The sequence below is a fragment of the Pseudomonas sp. JV245A genome, assembly GCF_032424515.1.
GTDB classification, from domain to species: domain Bacteria; phylum Pseudomonadota; class Gammaproteobacteria; order Pseudomonadales; family Pseudomonadaceae; genus Aquipseudomonas; species Aquipseudomonas protegens.
Genome location: NZ_VYKE01000116.1, coordinates 1 through 18,570 on the forward strand (window position 1 = coordinate 1; position 18,570 = coordinate 18,570).

General features: G+C 64.2%; 15 protein-coding genes and 1 pseudogene. 10 read left to right on the top strand and 6 right to left on the bottom strand.

Features of this window, described 5'->3' with window-relative positions:
- Both F6S12_RS23805 and F6S12_RS23810 read left to right on the top strand, forming a co-directional pair.
- Positions 1–816 (top strand): annotated as a pseudogene (locus tag F6S12_RS23805) (serine hydrolase); the annotation flags it as partial.
- Between the two features lie 6 nt (positions 817–822).
- On the top strand, positions 823–1,623 hold the full coding sequence (locus tag F6S12_RS23810) for a MipA/OmpV family protein (protein WP_019093779.1): 801 nt from the start codon (positions 823–825) through the stop codon (positions 1,621–1,623).
- Positions 1,624–1,690: 67 nt separating this feature from the next.
- Here F6S12_RS23810 and F6S12_RS23815 read toward each other — a convergent pair whose 3' ends face one another.
- From F6S12_RS23815 to F6S12_RS23825, 3 genes are all read right to left on the bottom strand, one after another.
- Positions 1,691–2,980, bottom strand: a complete 1,290-nt coding sequence (locus F6S12_RS23815; RefSeq protein WP_011060934.1) for an ATP-binding protein — start codon at positions 2,978–2,980, stop codon at positions 1,691–1,693.
- Positions 2,981–3,691, bottom strand: a complete 711-nt coding sequence (locus tag F6S12_RS23820; protein ID WP_011060933.1) for a winged helix-turn-helix domain-containing protein — start codon at positions 3,689–3,691, stop codon at positions 2,981–2,983.
- A 171-nt stretch (positions 3,692–3,862) separates the two neighbouring features.
- Positions 3,863–4,468, bottom strand: a complete 606-nt coding sequence (locus tag F6S12_RS23825) for a tRNA-(ms[2]io[6]A)-hydroxylase (RefSeq protein ID WP_011060932.1) — start codon at positions 4,466–4,468, stop codon at positions 3,863–3,865.
- Positions 4,469–4,757: 289 nt separating this feature from the next.
- Between F6S12_RS23825 and F6S12_RS23830 the strand changes: the two genes are divergently transcribed.
- Entirely contained in the window at positions 4,758–5,621 is an 864-nt protein-coding gene (locus F6S12_RS23830) for a universal stress protein (protein WP_011060931.1), read from the top strand.
- Between the two features lie 217 nt (positions 5,622–5,838).
- On the opposite strand, the gene F6S12_RS23835 is transcribed toward F6S12_RS23830, so the two are convergent.
- A complete protein-coding gene (locus tag F6S12_RS23835; protein WP_011060930.1) occupies positions 5,839–6,306 on the bottom strand; it encodes a DUF1289 domain-containing protein in 468 nt (155 codons plus the stop codon).
- A gap of 409 nt (positions 6,307–6,715) precedes the next feature.
- Here F6S12_RS23835 and acnB point away from each other — a divergent pair, with 409 nt between their 5' ends.
- Positions 6,716–9,325, top strand: coding sequence for a bifunctional aconitate hydratase 2/2-methylisocitrate dehydratase (gene acnB / locus F6S12_RS23840; protein WP_315869381.1), 2,610 nt, complete (start codon positions 6,716–6,718; stop codon positions 9,323–9,325).
- A gap of 54 nt (positions 9,326–9,379) precedes the next feature.
- On the opposite strand, the gene F6S12_RS23845 is transcribed toward acnB, so the two are convergent.
- Both F6S12_RS23845 and F6S12_RS23850 read right to left on the bottom strand, forming a co-directional pair.
- The gene (locus tag F6S12_RS23845) at positions 9,380–11,053 is read right to left on the bottom strand and encodes a SulP family inorganic anion transporter (protein ID WP_019094304.1); all 1,674 of its coding nucleotides are present in this window, start codon (positions 11,051–11,053) and stop codon (positions 9,380–9,382) included.
- 316 nt (positions 11,054–11,369) lie between these two features.
- Positions 11,370–12,650, bottom strand: a complete 1,281-nt coding sequence (locus F6S12_RS23850) for a serine/threonine transporter (RefSeq protein ID WP_077933968.1) — start codon at positions 12,648–12,650, stop codon at positions 11,370–11,372.
- Positions 12,651–13,142: 492 nt separating this feature from the next.
- Between F6S12_RS23850 and F6S12_RS23855 the strand changes: the two genes are divergently transcribed.
- From F6S12_RS23855 to F6S12_RS23880, 6 genes are all read left to right on the top strand, one after another.
- Positions 13,143–13,682, top strand: a complete 540-nt coding sequence (locus F6S12_RS23855) for a cysteine hydrolase family protein (protein ID WP_315869379.1) — start codon at positions 13,143–13,145, stop codon at positions 13,680–13,682.
- 134 nt (positions 13,683–13,816) lie between these two features.
- Positions 13,817–14,212, top strand: coding sequence for a VOC family protein (locus tag F6S12_RS23860; protein ID WP_194237829.1), 396 nt, complete (start codon positions 13,817–13,819; stop codon positions 14,210–14,212).
- Positions 14,213–14,229: 17 nt separating this feature from the next.
- Entirely contained in the window at positions 14,230–15,180 is a 951-nt protein-coding gene (locus tag F6S12_RS23865; RefSeq protein ID WP_041752188.1) for a 2-hydroxyacid dehydrogenase, read from the top strand.
- 243 nt (positions 15,181–15,423) lie between these two features.
- A complete protein-coding gene (locus F6S12_RS23870) occupies positions 15,424–16,491 on the top strand; it encodes a phosphotransferase family protein (RefSeq protein WP_011060923.1) in 1,068 nt (355 codons plus the stop codon).
- A gap of 39 nt (positions 16,492–16,530) precedes the next feature.
- Positions 16,531–17,298 (top strand): SDR family oxidoreductase, encoded by a 768-nt coding sequence (locus F6S12_RS23875; RefSeq protein WP_011060922.1) that lies wholly within the window; start codon positions 16,531–16,533, stop codon positions 17,296–17,298.
- A gap of 231 nt (positions 17,299–17,529) precedes the next feature.
- The coding region (locus tag F6S12_RS23880) for a Gfo/Idh/MocA family oxidoreductase (protein WP_315869380.1) at positions 17,530–18,570 on the top strand (1,041 nt) is incomplete at its 3' end.

An 18,570-nucleotide genomic window follows, 5' to 3' on the forward strand; every position in this document is an offset into this window, starting at 1 on the left:
ACCTGGCAGCAAAGCGGTTTCGGCGAGGGCTTTCATGCCCGGATCAGCGTGCTGGCCGAGCAGCAGCTGGCGGTGATCGTGATGAGCAATTCCGACAGCGGCGAGGCCCTGGCCCAGCCCCTGGTGCCCCAGGTACTGCGCATGCTGCTGCAGGCCCACGGCGCCCCGCCACCGCCACCGCAACCGGCCACGGCCCCCCAGGCCCAGCAACGTCGGGTTCCGCAAGCGGCGGATCGCCGGCACCTGGCGGGCTTCTATGCCACCCGCTGGGGTGTGCTGCGGATCCGCGACCAGCACCAGCGCCTGTACGCCGAGCTGGCCGGCGAGCGCTACGAACTGCTGCGGGACGAACAGGGCTGGCTGCGGGTGCGCAAGAAGCGCCTCGGGCTCTGGCCCCAGGACCTGGGCCCGCTGGGGCAACTGCAACTGGACGTGATGCAGGTCCAGGGCCATCGGGTGTTCACCGCCAAGAGCCACGGCCAGTTGCTGGCGGTGGGAGAACGGATCGAGCCGGTGCCCCTGACGGACAACTGGCTGGCCACGGTCGGCACCTACCAGGCTCTGAGCGACGACCCCGGCGAACCGCCCATCAACGGCATGGACATCGCCCTGGAGGACGGCTTCCTGATGATCCGCAGCCTGCAGCAAGGCCGTCCCCTTACCGACTACATCCTCGCCCCGGTGGACAATGCCCACGCGGTGATCGCCGGCAACGGCCCGGGCCTGGGCGACACCGTGCGCCGCCAGGTCAACGGCGTGAACGTCCTGGGCTACTCATTCAAACGCACCTATAACGCCAACCACCTGAGGTTCTGACCCTTCATGAAAACCCTGAAACACTCCACCACCGCCGCCTTGTGGGCCGGCACCCTGGGCCTGAGCACGGTCTGCGGCACGCTGCACGCCGAAGACTGGAAGTACGGCGTGCACGCCGGGGTGGCCAGCGTGCCGCGCTACAGCGGCAGTGACGAACGCGCCCTGGCGCCGATTCTCGGCGGCGAGATCATCAGCCCCTGGGGCGTGTTCCTCAATACCGACCAGGGCCTGGGCTGGGGCAACGAATGGGGCGACCTGTCGTTCAGTACCTGGGTCGGCCCGAGCGAATCACGGCGCGACAAGAACCACCTGGGCCAGGGCTCCAAGCGCCTCAAGGGCATGGGCGAAATAAAGACCCGGGCACAGTTCGGCGCGCACCTGGGCTATGACCTGGGGCCGTTCGAACTGGGCGCCACCCTGACCCACGCGGTGAAGAAGAACGACAACCGCGACACCGGCTCGGCCTACAGCGCACTGGAACTGAGCATTGGCAGCAACCTCTACCAGGGCCGCTTCGGCAGCCTGGATGCCAGCCTCAACAGCCTGTTCGGCAACGCCGACTACATGCAGACCTGGTACGGGGTGAGCGACACCCAGGCGGCCCACAGCCGCTTCGGCGCCTACCGGGCCAAGGGTGGACGGGTCAGCAGCGGTGCCGACCTGGCCTGGACGCTGCCCCTCAATGAGCAGACCAAGGTCTCGACCCTGCTGTCGATGAAGTACCTGAGCAAGGAAGCCGGCGACAGCCCGATCGTCGACCGGCGCATGCAGACCAGCATCGCCACTCAACTTGAGTACAGCTTCTAAGAAAGGGAACGCGCGGCCCGTGATCACGGGCCGCGTTGCTGCGCAGGTTCAGGGCTGCGCGCGAACCTCAGTCGAGGTGGGCCCAGGTCATGCGGAACGAGGCACCGCCCCACTCCGAATCCGCCACTTCGACCTTGCCGCCGTGCCATTGCGAGACCCGCCGCACCAGCGCCAGGCCCAGGCCGAAACCGCCGGTACGCCGGTCACGGCTGGCGTCGAGGCGGGAAAACGGCTCGAAGATCTTCTCCCGGCCATCCACCGGCACCCCGGGACCATCATCGTTGACCCGCACTTCGTAGCCATGCTCCAGGCGCACCAGGGACACCTCGACCCGGCGGTCGGCGTAGCGGATGGCGTTGCGCAGCAGGTTGATCACTGCCCGGGCCATGAAGCGCGGTTCGATGCGCACGTACTCCACCTGGCAGGAACGGATCAGCAGTTGCACCCCGGCCGCCTCGGCCTCCAGGGCCACGCTGCCGACCACGCTGTCGAGCCAGCTCTGGGCCTGGATGTTTTCCCGGTTGATGGTGGCCGCGCCATGTTCCAGGCTGGCGTAGCTGAGGAGTTCGGAGACCATTTCCTCCAGCTCGCCGAGGTCGGCATACATGTCGGCGATCAACTCGCGGTTTTCATCCGGATCTGGCTGTTGCTGCAACTGGTCCAGCTCGAAGGACAGCCGGGCGATGGGCGTGCGCAGTTCGTGGGACACCGCGTTGGTCAACTCGCGCTGATTGGCGATCAGCCCCTCGATGCGCGCCGCCATGCGGTTGAAGTGCTGGGCCAGGTCGCGGATGTTGGAACGCCGCGACAGGTGCAGACGGGTGCCCAGGTCGTTGTCGCCAAAACGTTCGGCGGCCAGGCGCAGGCGCTCCAGGTCGCGCCAGTGCGGGCGCACCCAGAAGTACAGGACGATGGCCAGCAGCGCGCCGAGCAAGGCATAGGCGGCGATGTTGTAGAGCAGGGTCAGGGGCGGGTCTTCCGGCAGCTTGATGCTCAACAGTTGCTTGCCGCCGTCGATGCTGCCGATGAATTCGGTGAACTCCTCGCGCACCACCAACTGGTTGGAATCCAGCAGGGCCTGTTCACGCACGCTCAGGTCCAGGTCGTCGGCCTGCACCAGTTTGAGCAGCAGCCCATAGTGCGGCTTGAGCTGCTCCAGCTGCTGTTGACGCCCGGCCTCGTCGAACGGCCGCAACTGTTCGCTCAGGCTGTAGGCCGGCCCGCGCACCGCATCGCGGTTGTAGGACTCGATCAGGTCGGCGGCCAGGTAGTTGATGAAGATGTGTTGCACCGCGGTCATGGCCCCGGCGAAGCCCAGGGCCAGGAACAGGTAGAGCCCCAGAAACAGACGCAGCATTCAAACCTCCCAGGCGAACGGATTGAACAGGTAGCCCTTGCCCCACACGGTCTTGATGCACACCGGCTCGCGCGGGTTGTCCTTGAGCTTGCCCCGCAGCTTGCTGATGTAGACGTCGACACTGCGGTTGAGGCCGTCGAACTCGATGCCGCGCATGCGGTTGAGGATGTCGTCCCGGGACAGGGTCTTGCCCGGCGCGCTGGCCAGCAGCCAGAGCAGCTCGAACTCCATGGTGGTCAGTTCCACCGGCTCGCCCGCCAGGCGCACCTCGCGGCTGTTGCGGTCGATGCTCAGCACGCCGAATGCCAGGGCCCCGCGCAGGGTGGTGGTTTCCGGCACCTGGCGCCGTTGCAGGGCCCGCAGGCGCGCCAGCAGCACCGCCGGTTTTATAGGCTTGATCACGTAGTCATCGGCGCCGGATTCCAGGCCGAGAATGTGGTCCAGGTCGTCTTCCTTGGCGGTGAGGATGACGATGGGGGTGTCCGCCACGGCGCGGATCTCCCGGCACACGTGCAGGCCGCTCTGGCCGGGCAGCATCAGGTCGAGCACCACCAGTTTCGGTTTGAATTCGAGAAATGCCGCCAGGGCGGTATCGCCGCGGTGGACCGTCAGCACTTCAAAGCCGTGCTGGGACAGAAAATGCGCGATCAGCCCGGCGAGCTTCTCGTCATCTTCCACCAGCAACACCTTGCCAAGACCCAGGTTTTCCATATTTGCCAATCTGTGAACGCACAATTTGTGCGCGCGCATTATAGGGGGCAAGAGGTTAAGGAAAGGATAACGCAAGCCACAAAACCCGGGACTTGCAGCGGTTTTGCGCGATATTTCATTCTTTTAAGAGTTTTTAACAATTTGCCCCTGCTTTTACACAAGGGCAGTCGTTCACCAGGCCGGCACGCCACTGTGAAAACGGAACTCCGGATCCGGCGACTCGATCAGTTCCTGCTCCGCCGCCCGCACCCGGTCGATGACCTGGGCGATGTCCTTGGCGTCGCCATACTGATAGGCCAGCTTCAGGTAGCCCTGGTAGTGCCGGGCCTCGCTTTTGAGCAGGCCGAAGTAGAACTTGCCCAGTTCCTCGTCCAGGTGCGGCACCAGGGCTTCGAAACGCTCGCAGCTGCGGGCCTCGATAAAGGCGCCCACCACCAGGGTGTCCACCAGCTTCACCGGCTCGTGGCTGCGCACCACCTTGCGCAGGCCCGAGGCATAGCGCCCGGCATGCAACTGGCGCAGCTCGACCTTGCGTTTCTTCATCAGGCGCAGGACCTGCTCGTGGTGCACCAGCTCTTCCCGGGCCAGGCGCGACATCATGTTGATCAGGTCGACATGGGCGTGGTACTTGGCGATCAGGCTCAAGGCGGTGCTGGCGGCCTTGAACTCGCAGTTCTTGTGGTCGATCAGCAGGGTTTCCTGGTCGGCCAGGGCCGCCTGGACCCAGGCGTCGGGCGTGCGGCAGCCAAGAAAATCGGGAATTTCAGGAAAGTTCATCGGCGCATTTCCGAACAATCAGCCACCACCGCAAAGCGGCAGGCAGCACTATCAGTGATCGTTAACATGAGGCTCACGGGACAAAAGGCTTCATAGCGAAAGGCCGGCGATTATACCGGCCGGGCCGCAGACCACCAGCGGCCGCGATTGATATGCATCAACATCCGGCCCGGGCGCCAGCAACTATAGTTGTGCACGCTAGGGTCTGTTCCCGTTTGGTGACGAGCCGCGTTGCGGGGCCAAACGGGAACAGACCCTAACCGTTCATCCCTTCCTGGAGATCCCGATCATGCAAAGCATCCGCAGTATCCTGGTGGTCATCGATCCCACGCCCGGCGAAAGCCTTGCCCTCAAGCGCGCCAAGCTGATTGCCGGGGTCACCCAGGCCCACCTGCACCTGCTGGTCTGCGACAGAAAGCACGAGCATTCGGCGCTGCTGAGCGTACTCAAGAGCAGCCTCACCGGCGAAGGCTACAGCGTCACCACCGAGCAGGCCTGGAACGAAAGCCTGCACGAAACCATCATCGATGTGCAGCAGGCCGAGGGCTGCGGCCTGGTGATCAAGCAGCACCTGCCGGACGCCCCGCTGAAGAAAGCCCTACTGACCCCGGCGGACTGGAAACTGCTGCGCTACTGCCCGACCCCGGTGCTGCTGGTCAAGACCGCCACGCCCTGGGTCGGCGGCGTGGTGATGGCCGCCATCGACGTCGGCAACATGGACGGCGAGCACCGGGCCTTGCACGCCAGTATCGTCGACCACGGCTTCGATATCGCCAGCCTGGCCAAGGCCCAGCTGCATGTGATCAGCGCTCACCCGTCGCCGATGCTGTCGGCCGCCGACCCGGTGTTCCAGCTCAAGGAAACCATCGAGGCGCGCTATCGCGAGCAGTGCAAGGCGTTCCAGGCCGAGTTCGACATCGACGACGCCCACCTGCATATCGAGGAAGGCCCGGCCGATGTGCTGATTCCCCACCTGGCCCACAAGCTTGGCGCCGTGCTGACCATCATCGGCACCGTGGCCCGCACCGGGATTTCCGGGGCACTGATCGGCAACACCGCCGAAGTGGTGCTCGACTCCCTGGACAGCGACGTGCTGGTGCTCAAGCCGGCGGACATCATGGATCACCTGGAAGAGCTGGCAGCCAAGGCTTGAGCCCCCTCCCCGCAACGCCATCGCGTAATCTGCGCCGTCCATGACGGCGCTTTCGCTGGCAAGCCAGCTCCTACAGAGCCCGATCAACCTCACCCCGTAGGAGCCGGCTTGCCGGCGAAGAGGCCCGCAAGCCTTGCACCGCCCTGGCGGCCGTCTTCGCTGGCAAGCCAGCTCCTGCAGTGGCATTTGCGTGGGAGTTATTCGCGTAGCGAAGCACTCAGCCGAGGGCATCCTTGAGAAAGCCGGGGGCGATGTAGCGCTGGTAGTGGGCTTCGGACAGCAGGAAGAATTCCCGATCAATGGCGTCGCGCAACTCCGGCAAGGCCCAGTCGCGAAACTCCGGCAGCAGCACCATCCCATAGGCATCGAGCTGGTTGATCACTCGCGCGCCGCGGGCAATCAGCTGGTAGGCCCAGCAATACTCGGACTGATGGGGCACGAAGCGGATCTTGCGCTGCTCCAGCTGCTCGCGCAGGCGCACCGGATCGAAGACTTCCAGCTTGGCCGCCATCACCTGCACCAGCAGGTGCTCAAGACGCAGCCAGACCGCGCGTTTTTCCTCCTCGTTGTAACCATTCCAGTTGATCACTTCATGGTGGAAACGCTTACAGCCACGGCATACCAGATCGCCGTAAACCGTGGAACAGAGGCCGACGCAGGGGGTCTTGATGGTCTGATTGGGCATAGATAGACAACGCACGCAAAAGCAAAACAGTGGGCAATGTTAGCCCTTTGTCTAAGATTGATCACCCCTCAAACTTCAATACAGCAACTTACGTTGAGGCTTTTTTTACCGTAGAATCAGCCAGCCTTTTTAGGCGCCAATGTCCGTTTGAAGCTGTTTTCAAAGCGTCACGAGCACAGTCGTTCCTTCAGAGCGGTGTTGGCGAGGGGTTTTTCCAGCGGGGAAAAACCCAACGCCAACCCTCATCAGCTCCCCGTTCTGCAGGCGTAAAACTTTGAAAGCAGCTTCTGTAAGGAATTGTCGGTAATTCTGGCTAAGTGGCCCACAACGCCACGCAGCGCATGAGTACGGCAATTTCGGGATGAGCGTCCCGGACACCCATTTGGGACCACTGATGAGGGTAATAACTGTGCTTGAAGCCTACCGCAAACATATCGAAGAGCGTGCAGCACTGGGTATCGTTCCCCAGCCGCTTAACGCCGAACAAACTGCAGGCCTGGTCGAGCTGCTGAAGAATCCCCCGGCTGGCGAAGAAGCTTTCCTCGTTGACCTGATCACCAATCGCGTTCCACCAGGAGTCGACGAAGCCGCCTACGTCAAGGCCGGTTTCCTCTCCGCGCTGGCCAAAGGCGAAGCCTCCTCCCCTCTGATCGACAAGAAGCGCGCCGTTGAACTGCTGGGCACCATGCAGGGCGGCTACAACATCGTGACCCTGGTGAACCTGCTGGACGACGCCGAACTGGCGCCAGTGGCCGCCGCTCAACTCAAGCACACCCTGCTGATGTTCGACGCCTTCCACGACGTCGCGGAAAAAGCCAAGAACGGCAACGTTCACGCCCAAGGCGTACTGCAATCCTGGGCCGACGGCGAGTGGTTCAAGAATCGCCCGGTACTGGCCGACAAGATCAGCCTGCGGGTGTTCAAGGTCACCGGCGAAACCAACACCGACGACCTGTCCCCGGCACCAGACGCCTGGTCCCGCCCAGACATCCCGCTGCACGCCCTGGCCATGCTGAAAATGGCCCGTGACGGCATCGTTCCGGACGAGCAAGGCAAGACCGGCCCGATGAAGCAGATCGAAGAAATGCGCGGTCAAGGCTTCCCGATCGCCTACGTCGGCGACGTGGTCGGCACCGGTTCGTCCCGTAAATCGGCCACCAACTCGGTGCTGTGGTTCTTCGGCGACGACGTGCCTTATGTTCCGAACAAGCGTGCCGGCGGCTTCTGCTTCGGCAGCAAGATCGCTCCGATCTTCTACAACACCATGGAAGACGCCGGCGCCCTGCCGATCGAATTCGACGTGTCGAAGATGAACATGGGCGATGTGATCGACCTGTACCCGCACGCAGGCAAAGTCTGCAAGCACGGTACCGACGAAGTCCTGGCCACCTTCGAAATGAAGACCCCGGTCCTGCTCGACGAAGTCCGTGCCGGCGGCCGTATCCCGCTGATCATCGGCCGTGGCCTGACCGAGAAGGCTCGCGCCGAACTGGGCCTGCCTGCGTTCGATCTGTTCAAGAAGCCCGAAGCCCCTGTTGAAAGCACCAAGGGTTTCACCCTGGCGCAGAAGATGGTCGGCAAGGCCTGCGGTCTGGCAGAAGGCAAAGGCGTTCGTCCTGGCACCTACTGCGAACCGAAGATGACCACCGTGGGTTCTCAGGACACCACCGGTCCAATGACCCGTGACGAACTCAAAGACCTGGCGTGCCTGGGCTTCTCGGCTGATCTGGTGATGCAGTCCTTCTGCCACACCGCGGCGTATCCAAAGCCGATCGACGTGACCACCCACCACACCCTGCCTGACTTCATCATGACCCGCGGCGGCGTTTCCCTGCGTCCGGGCGACGGCATCATCCACTCGTGGCTGAACCGCATGCTGCTGCCAGACACCGTCGGTACCGGTGGTGACTCCCACACCCGTTTCCCGATGGGCATCTCGTTCCCGGCCGGTTCCGGTCTGGTGGCGTTCGCCGCCGCCACTGGCGTCATGCCGCTGGACATGCCGGAATCGATCCTGGTGCGCTTCAAGGGCAAAATGAAACCTGGCATCACCCTGCGTGACCTGGTGCATGCCATTCCTTACTTCGCCATCCAGAAGGGTCTGCTGACCGTCGAGAAGAAAGGCAAGAAAAACGCCTTCTCCGGCCGCATCCTGGAAATCGAAGGCCTGGAAGGTCTGACCCTGGAACAGGCGTTCGAACTGTCCGACGCCTCGGCCGAACGTTCGGCTGCCGGTTGCACCATCAAGCTGTCGAAAGAGTCGATCACCGAGTACCTGCAGTCCAACATCACCCTGCTGCGCTGGATGATCGGCGAAGGCTACGGTGACGCACGTACCCTGGAACGTCGCGCTCAAGCGATGGAAGCCTGGATCGCCAACCCTGAGTTGATGGAAGCCGACGCCGACGCCGAATACGCCGAAATCATCGAAATCGACCTGGCCGACATCAGCGAGCCGGTACTGTGCGCGCCGAACGACCCGGACGACGCCCGTCTGCTGTCCAGCGTTGCTGGCGAGAAGATCGACGAAGTGTTCATCGGTTCGTGCATGACCAACATCGGTCACTTCCGCGCTGCCGGTAAACTGCTGGATCAGGTCAAGGGCCAGCTGCCAACCCGTCTGTGGCTGTCGCCGCCGACCAAGATGGACGCTCACCAACTGACCGAAGAAGGCTACTACGGCATCTACGGCAAGGCCGGCGCACGCATGGAAATGCCGGGCTGCTCGCTGTGCATGGGTAACCAGGCACGCGTCGAGCCGAACAGCACCGTGGTGTCGACCTCGACCCGTAACTTCCCGAACCGTCTGGGTGATGGCGCCAACGTCTACCTGGCTTCGGCCGAGCTGGCGTCGGTGGCTTCGATCCTGGGTCGCCTGCCGACCGTCGAGGAGTACATGGAATACGCTGGCAAGATCGACAGCATGGCGGCCGATATCTACCGCTACCTGTCCTTCGACCAGATCGCCGAGTTCCGTGAAGCGGCTGCCAACGCCAACATCCCGGTGGTGCAAGCCTAAGGCTGTAGCGTTGTAAGAAGGAACGCCGCGTATTCCACGATACGCGGCGTTTTTTTATGCCTGGGAAATAGCCCCGGCCTTCCAGCCCCGCAGGCTCTCCTGCAGCGTGTCGTCGACGCTGGTGCCGCTGAGCAGCACCTGGTACTCGCGGCTCGACGGCAGCAGTGCCAGGGCGTCCTTGGCCTCGTGCTTGAGCCGCGCCAGGGCCAGGTGCTTGTGCTCCAGGCTGACCTGGCGGAAGAACTCGTCCAGGGCCTCGATGCTGGTGCCGTCCAGGTCCGGGGACTCCTCCAGGCTGAGGATGATGCTGTGGATCGGCGCCTGCACATGGCGGATCAGGCGCAGGGCGCCGCCGAGGATGCGTTCGGCGTTGGCGAAGAACAGCGCCTCCCCTGGCCGCAGGATCAGCACGCCGGGCACCTGCCGGGCCTGAGGATGACGGCTGAGATCGACAAAGTCGTGGCCGCTGCCCAGTTGCCCGAGGATCTGGATATCCGCCGCCGACATCTGCCGCAGCAGCAACAGGATGCTGATACCCACTGACAGCAGCAACCCGTCCAGCACCCCCAGCACCAGCACCGCGCTGACCGCGCAGATCACCAGCACCCGGTCACGCCGCCAGATGAAGTAGCGCCCCAGGGGTTGCAGGCTCAGGCCATGACCCAGGGCGTACATGACAATCGCCGCCAGCACCGGCTCCGGGGTCAGGGCGATATAGGGCAGCACGGTCAGCACGATGAGCAGCATCACCGCCGCCGCGGTCAGCCCTGCCAGGCGCGAGCGCGCCCCGGCCGCTTCATTGGCGGAGGTGGCCGAGTAGCCGGCCCCGGCGGGCATGCCATGGAACAGCCCCGAGAGCAGATTGGAAGCGCCCAGGGCCAGCAGGTCGCGGTTGGAGGAAACCCGGTCGCCATGCTTCAGGGCAAAGGAGCTGATGGAACCATAGGATTCGGCATACAGGATCATCACCAGGGCGAACGCCAGTTCCCCCAGGCGCAGCCAGTCGGCAAAAGGCAGTTGCGGCAGGCTCGGCACCTCCAGCTTGAGCTCGATGACCCCGATCAGGTCGACGCCATGGGCCGGCAGGTTGAACCACTGGCCGGCGCCAATGCCGATCACCACCGCCACCAGCCCGCCGGGCACATAGGGAATTCGCGAGCAGATCCCCAGCACCAGCAGCGCCACCGCCGCCACCGCGGCGCCGGCCCAGTTCCATTGCGGCCACTGCTCCAGCAACTGCGGCAGGAAGCGCACCAGGTTACCGGTGCTCAGGTGCACCCCGACCACGGTGGCGAACTGCTTGAGGACAATGGTCAACGCCAGGCCGAAGGCAAAGCCGCGCAGCACCGGCTTGGCAATGAAGGCGGTCACGCCGCCCAGGCGGAACAGCCCGGCCAGGAGGAAGAACACCCCAGTGAGCAGCACCAGGGCAAAGGCCAGGCTCAGGCGCAGCTGGGCGTCGCCACCGGCCAGGGACAGGGTGGCCGCCGCCAGCACTGCGGCCGACGATGAAGTGGCAGAAACAATGGCAAAGCGGCTGGTGCCCAACAGGCCGTAGCACAGCAACCCGGCAAACAGGGCAATGACCCCGGCCTGGGGCGGCAAGGCGGCGATGCTGGAATAGGCTACGGCTTCCGGCAACAACAGGCCGGCAATGGACAGGCCGGCCAGCAGGTCGCGGGTGCGCTTGGGTGCAGCGGTTGGGTGGGTCAGGGGTTCAGTGGCCAATCGGGTTCATCCGTGACAACGCAAAATCCAGATTCAGGGGGTGTCGCCCAACCGCATCAACGTGTTTGGGCAGGCTTGCAGCCAGAGGGGCGGGAATGGCCATGGGCGGGTTCCTGGCAGCAATAAGAGCACCAGCTTAGCCCTTTATTCAAGGCAGCAAACAATCCTGATCAATGCCTTGAACGACAACGCCGCCGGTACAGTGAAGTACCGACGGCGTTGTGTGCAGCAGCGGGTTCGCCAGGGAGGCGTCCGCGCGCCTTGCAGTTGGCTTGCGGGCCTCTTCGCCGGCAAGCCGGCTCCTACCGGAAGGCTGTCAGGACGCCAGGGAGTACACCAGGGCAGTAATGGCCACCAGGCCCACCAGGGTCACGAAGACGTTGGAAGCCTGGCCGCGGTAGCGGGCCATGGCCGGCACCTTGCGGATGGCGTACATCGGCATCAGGAACAGGATCGCCGCGATCACCGGGCCGCCCATGGTCTCGATCATCGTCAGGATGCTCGGGTTGAGGGTGGCCACGGCCCAGCAGATCACCAGCATGAAGGCGGCGGTGACGCGGTCCAGGGTTTTCGTGCCCGGGCGCCGGCCGCTCTTGCCGATCAGGCCCTTGAGGCCTTCGCTGGCACCGATGTAGTGGCCCAGGAAGGACTTGGCAATGGCCACGAAGGCAATCAACGGCGCGGCAAAGGCGATGGTCGGATTCTGGAAATGGTTGGCCAGGTAGGACAGGATCGACAGGTTCTGCGCCTTGGCTTCGGCCAGTTGCGCCGGGGTCAGGGTCAGTACACAACTGAAGACGAAGAACAGCACCATGCCCACCATCAGCAGGTGAGCGCGGGAGAGAATCTGCGAGCTGCGCTCTTCGGCGTGCACGCCATAGCGGCGCTTCTGGTCCACGGCAAAGGCCGAGATGATCGGCGAATGGTTGAACGAGAAGACCATCACCGGAATCGCCAGCCACAGGGTATGCAGGAAGGCCGAAGGCGCCGGGACATCGCTGACGGTGGCGAGGATGCCGCCATTCCAGTGCGGGATCAGGAACACCGCGAGGAACAGCAGGGCCACGATGAACGGGTAGACCATCAGGCTCATGGCCTTGACGATCACCTGCTCGCCGCAACGCACCACCACCAGCAGGCCGAAGATCAGCACCAGGGCCAGGATCGCCCGCGGTGGCGGCGCGATGTGCAGTTGGTTGGTCATGAAGCTGTCGACGGTGTTGGTCAGGGCCACGCTGTAGATCAGCAGGATCGGGAAGATCGCCAAAAAGTACAGCAAGGTGATCAGGGCACCGGCGGTGAGGCCGAAATGCTCTTCCACCACGTCAGTGATGTCCGCACCGTCACGCCCGGAAAGCACGAAGCGGGTCAGGCCGCGGTGTGCATAGAAGGTCATGGGGAAGGCCAGCAGCGCCAGGATCAACAGCGGCCAGAAACCGCCGATGCCGGCATTGATGGGCAGAAACAGGGTACCGGCACCGATGGCCGTGCCAAACAGGCCGAGCATCCAGGTGGTGTCTTGGCGGTTCCAGCGGGTCAGGGTCGCTGGGGCCGCGGTTTCAAAGCGTTGATCAACGCTGTTGGCCTGATCATTCATCCGGTGGGATCTCCACATTCCGGTCGTTTGCCATTCACCCGGGCGTATCGGAGTACCCGACAGGCAGTGCCCGAGCGAAAAGAGGGGGCGCGATTGTCCGGGATTCCAAGGGCGCTGCATAGACTCAGCTGAGGAACGGTTTATGCGCTGCAGGTATTTTTTCGTTTGATGGGAAAGCGTCTGGCCCGGCCCTCTCCCGCTCAATCCGGGTTCCGCAGGAGCTGGCTTGCCAGCGAAGTTGCCCGCCTGAAGACGCCATTCGCTGGCAAGCCGGCCCCTAGCGGGCCGCGTTGACAAGCCTCACGGGCAGGCGGCATGATCGGCCCCCATGAATATCTACGCGCTGAACCCTACCTCCACCACCACGACTGCCTCCGGCGGGTCGTGTGGTGGCTGTGCGGGATGACACAAGCACAGTAGAACCAAGGCCCCGCCAGCAATGGACGGGGCCTTTTGTTTCTCCGTCCAGCTGGCACTACAAGGAGAGACAAGATGCCTTTATCCAACGCCAAGCGTGCCCTGCTGGTGATCGACATGCAGGTCGGGTTGTTCAATGGACCGGACAAGCCCTACAAGCGCGAGCAGGTCCTGGAAAACATCAACCAACTGATCCGCCGTGCCCGCCAGGCCGGAGCGCCGATCTTCGCCGTGCGCCATACCGGCCCCGCCGAATCCCCGATTGCCGCTGGCAGCCCCTTCTGGCAACTGCTGCCGACCCTGGAAGTGGATGAAGAGTTGGACTGCGTACTGGACAAGACCCGCCCCAGTTGCTTTGTCGGCACCGGGCTGGCCGAGCACCTGCAGGAGGCCCAGGTCAATGAACTGGTGATCGTCGGCATGAAGACCCAGTACTGCGTCGATACCACCTGCCGCGCCGCCGGCGACCTGGGCTTTGCCGCCGTGCTGGTGGAGGACGCCCATACCTGCATGGACACGCCGCTGATCGGGGCAAGAACCATCATCGCCCACCATAACGCCACCCTGAACGGCCCCTTCGTGCGCCTGGCCACAACCGCCGACGTAACCTTCTGACCCCATCGTCCCCACACCGCCCCGGGCACGCCGAACATGGCGTGATGCCCCCGGGAACGGTGCCGGCGAGCATTGCCAAAATCCCTCGCAACCCGCACCCTTGAGCCTTCGCCCCTGCCCGTATGGAACCCTCCATGAGCGCCACGACGATCGCCGGCTGCCTCCTCTACAGCCTTGATCCACCTTCCCTCGCCCGCTTCTATGCCGAACTGCTGGGCTGGCCCATCACCGAACAGCAAGCCGACTACCAGCAACTGGCCCACCAGGGCTTCGAGCTGACCCTGGTTCAGGTGCCGCCAGCGATTGCTGCGCGCATCGTCCTCCAGGAACCGCCGCTGCCCCGCAGCGATTGCGCCTGCAAGCCGCTGTTCCAGGTAGACGACCTGGCCCGGGCCCGACAGCGCGCTGCCAAGGCCGGTGGCCGGGTGTACGAAGCCGAGCGCGAATGGCAATTCAAGAACGCCCGAGCCTGCGACGGCATCGACCCGGAAGGCAACATCTTTCAATTGCGCCAACCCCTGCCCCGCTAACCCACGAGGAGTCCGCCATGCGCGCCACCGTTCTGGTCCTGGTTGAAAACGTCAACGCCTACCTGCCGCACCTCGAAGACCTGGGCTTCAGGCTGATCCTGGCGCCCACCCCACAGACCCGGGCCCAGGCGATCCGGGACCACGCCGGGCAGATCGATGCGGTGCTGACCCGTGGCCCCCTGGGGCTGAGCGCGGCGGAAATCGCCGCCCTGCCCCGATTGCAGATCATCTGCGTGATCGGCGCCGGCTATGAGCAAGTGGACCTGCAAGCGGCGAGCAATCGCGGGATCGCGGTAACCAATGGTGCCGGGGTCAACGCTTCGTCCGTGGCCGATCATGCCCTGGCCCTGTTGCTGGCCCTGGTGCGCGGCATTCCCCAGTCCGACGCCGCGGTACGCCAGGGGGACTGGCCGAAGGTGCTGCGCCCGTCCCTGGCCGGCATGCGCCTGGGGGTGCTCGGCCTCGGCGCCGTGGGCCAGGCCATCGCCCGGCGCTGCGCCCTGGGCTTCGACATGCCGGTGAGCTACCACAGCCGCCAGCCACGCCCCGACCAGCCCTACCGCTTCTGCCCGACCCTGGTGGAACTGGCCCGGGACTCGGACGTCCTGGTAATCGCCACCCCGGGCGGCGCCGACACCCGGCACCTGGTGGACCAGCCGGTGCTGGAAGCCCTTGGCCCCGAAGGTTTCCTGGTGAACATCGCCCGGGCCAGCGTGGTGGACACCAACGCCCTGCTGCAGGCCCTGCAGCAGCGGCGGATTGCCGGCGCGGCCCTGGATGTGTTCGATGACGAACCCCAAGTCCCGGACGCCCTCAAGGTGCTCGACAACGTGGTGCTCACGCCCCACGTGGCCGGCCTTTCGCCCCAGGCCAGCCGCGATACCGTGGCGATGGTCGGCCAGAACCTGCTGGCTCACTTCGAAGGCCGGCCACTGCTGACCCCGCTGGCCCTGCCGGCACCGAACTGACCCAGCCCCGAGTCAACGCCTATGCTCGTGGGGCGGACAACCTCTGTGCCAGCATGGCTCCTGCGGGGGCTTGGTCTCATCGGGTCGTAGACACACGGGGCTAAATTCAAACGCTTGTATCAAAAGCAATGATTGTCCGGCAACACGCGCACCTATAAAGGCCCGCCGCGATTGTGAGGGGCCGGTAGGCGCATTAGATTAGCCAATAATCTCTGGCCTCCAGAATAAGCAGAAGGGATAAGCATGGCGCTTACAGACCAATCCACCCGTACTCGCTCCGGCGAGGAACTCGATGCCAACCTGATCGACCCGTACCTCAAGGCGCACATTCCCGGCCTGAGCGGTACGCCGCAGATCAGCCAGTTCCCGGGCGGTGCCTCGAACCTCACCTACCTGCTGGAATACCCCGGGCAGGAGTTTGTCCTGCGTCGCCCGCCCTTCGGCCACAAGGCCAAGTCGGCCCACGACATGGGCCGCGAGTTCCGCATTCTCAACCAGCTCAAGGACGGTTTCCCCTACTGCCCCAAAGCCTACGTGCACTGCACCGACGAGTCGGTGATCGGTGCCGAGTTCTATGTCATGGAACGGGTCAAGGGCATCATCCTGCGCTCCGACCTGCCGCCGGAGCTGGGCCTGGATGCCGGCCAGACCGAGGCCCTGTGCAAGAGCTTCATCGATCGTTTCGTCGAGCTGCACCGGGTCGACTACAGCGCCTGCGGCCTGGGTGACCTGGGCAAGCCCGAAGGCTATGTGCAGCGCCAGATCAAGGGCTGGAGCGACCGCTACGAGAAGGCCCTGACCCCGGACGCGCCGCACTGGGAAAAGGTCAAGGCCTGGCTCAACGAGAAGATGCCCGCCGACCACCCGACCTCTAGCATCGTGCACAACGACTACCGCTTCGACAACGTGATCCTCGATCCACAGAACCCGATGCAGATCATCGGCGTGCTGGACTGGGAACTGACCACCCTGGGCGACCCGCTGATGGACCTGGGCAACACCCTGGCCTACTGGATCGAGGCCGGCGACCCGGCGCCGGTGCAACTGATGCGCCGCCAGCCGAGCAACGCCCCGGGCATGCTCACCCGCCAGCAGTTCGTCGACTACTACGCCGAGCGCGCGGGAATCGAAATCGGCAACTTCGACTTCTACTACACCTACGGCCTGTTCCGCCTGGCCGGCATCGTGCAGCAGATCTACTACCGCTTCTACCATGGCCAGACCCAGGACAAACGCTTCGCGCAGTTCATTCACATGAACAAACTGCTGGAGCAGATGAGCCTGCAGGTCATTCACAAATCCAGCCTCTGACCGCGCCCCGGCGCTCGACAGCCCAAACAAGGAAAAACCATGTCCAAGACTCAGTTGTTCGACCTCGACGGCAAGATCGCATTCGTCTCCGGCGCCAGCCGCGGCATCGGTGAGGCCATTGCCAAGTTGCTGGCCCAGCAAGGCGCCCATGTCATCGTGTCGAGCCGCAAGCTCGAAGGTTGCCAGCACGTGGCCGACGCGATCATCGCCGCCGGCGGCAAGGCCACCGCCATTGCCTGCCACATCGGTGAAATGGAGCAGATCAGCCAAGTCTTCGCCGGCATCCGCGAACAGTTCGGGCGCCTGGACATCCTGGTCAACAACGCCGCGACCAATCCGCAATTCTGCAACGTCCTGGACACTGACCTGGGGGCCTTCCAGAAGACCGTCGACGTCAACATCCGCGGCTACTTCTTCATGTCGGTGGAAGCCGGCAAGCTGATGCGCGAAAACGGCGGCGGCAGCATCATCAACGTGGCCTCGATCAACGGCATCTCGCCGGGGATCTTCCAGGGCATCTACTCGGTGACCAAGGCTGCGGTGATCAACATGACCAAGGTCTTCGCCAAGGAATGCGCGCAGTTCGGCATCCGCTGCAACGCCCTGCTGCCGGGCCTGACCGACACCAAGTTCGCCTCGGCCCTGGTCAAGAACGACGCCATCCTCAAGACCGCCCTGGCGCAGATCCCCCTCAAGCGCGTGGCCGACCCCAGCGAAATGGCCGGCGCGGTGCTCTACCTGGCCAGCGACGCCTCCAGCTACACCACGGGTGTCTCGCTCAATGTGGACGGCGGCTTCCTCTCCTGAGGCCCGCTTGCACCATAAAAAAGGCAGCCTCCGGGCTGCCTTTTGCATTTCCCATAGAAGCGGGCTTGCCAGCGACGAAGGCCTTGGGCCCGGCGCAACCCAGGCGGCCCTTTTCACCGGCGAGCCGGCTCCTACAGACGCCTTTCAAAATTTTAATTCCACCAATTGCAATTAGAGAATTTTTATTCCATAACTAGCTTTCCCTAGAACAATAATTCTGCAGGTGCGGTTATGGACGAGCTCGGCATTGGTTTGATCGGCACCGGTTTCATGGGGCGTGCCCACGCCCTGGCGTTTCGCAGTGCCGGCGCGGTCTTCGAATTGCCGGTGCGCCTGCACCTGGCGGCCCTGGCCGACGCCGACGCCCAGCGCGGCGAACACTGCGCCGGCGCCTGGGGCTTTGCCCAGGCCCATGCCGACTGGCAGGCCCTGGTGGCCAACCCCCGGGTCAACCTGGTGGCCATCACCACCCCCAACCACCTGCACTTCCCCATGGCCATGGCGGCGCTGGCCGCAGGCAAGGCGGTGTACTGCGAAAAGCCCCTGGCGGTCAGCGTCGAACAGGCCCGGCAGATGCACCACGCGGCCCAGGCCGCCGGGGTGGTGACCCGGGTGGGCTACAACTACCAGCACAACCCGGTGATCGCCCAGGCCAGGGACATGATCGGCAACGGCGAACTGGGGCAACTGGTGAGTTTCCAGGGCGAGTTCAGCGAAGACTTCATGGCCGACCCGGATGCCCCCTGGTCCTGGCGTTGCGAGCCGCAGCACGCCGGCGGCGCCCTGGCGGACCTGGGCAGCCACCTGCTGGCCATGGCACGCTTTCTCATGGGGCCGGTGCAGGCGGTGTGCGCCGATACCCAGACCGTGCACCTGCAACGCCCCACCGAAGCCGGCAGCCAGGAACGCCGCGCCATCGCCGTGGATGACCAGGCCCATGCCCTGCTGCGCTTTGCCAATGGCGCGCGGGGTACGCTGAGCAGCAGCTGGATCAAGCATGGTTACAAGAACCACCTGAGCTTCGAGATCAGCGGCACCCTCGGCACCCTGGCGTTCGACCAGGAACGCCTCAACGAACTGCGCCTGTACCGGGTCGGCCAGAAGGGTTTCCAGCGCCTGCTGGCCGGGCCCGCCCTGCCCGGCTACGCGGCCTTCAGCCCGGCCCCGGGGCACCAGCTGGGCTACAACGAACTCAAGACCCTGGAAGTTCACGAATTGATCATGGCCCTGTGCGGCCAGGGCCGGGACGGCACGGATTTCGCTGAAGCCTGG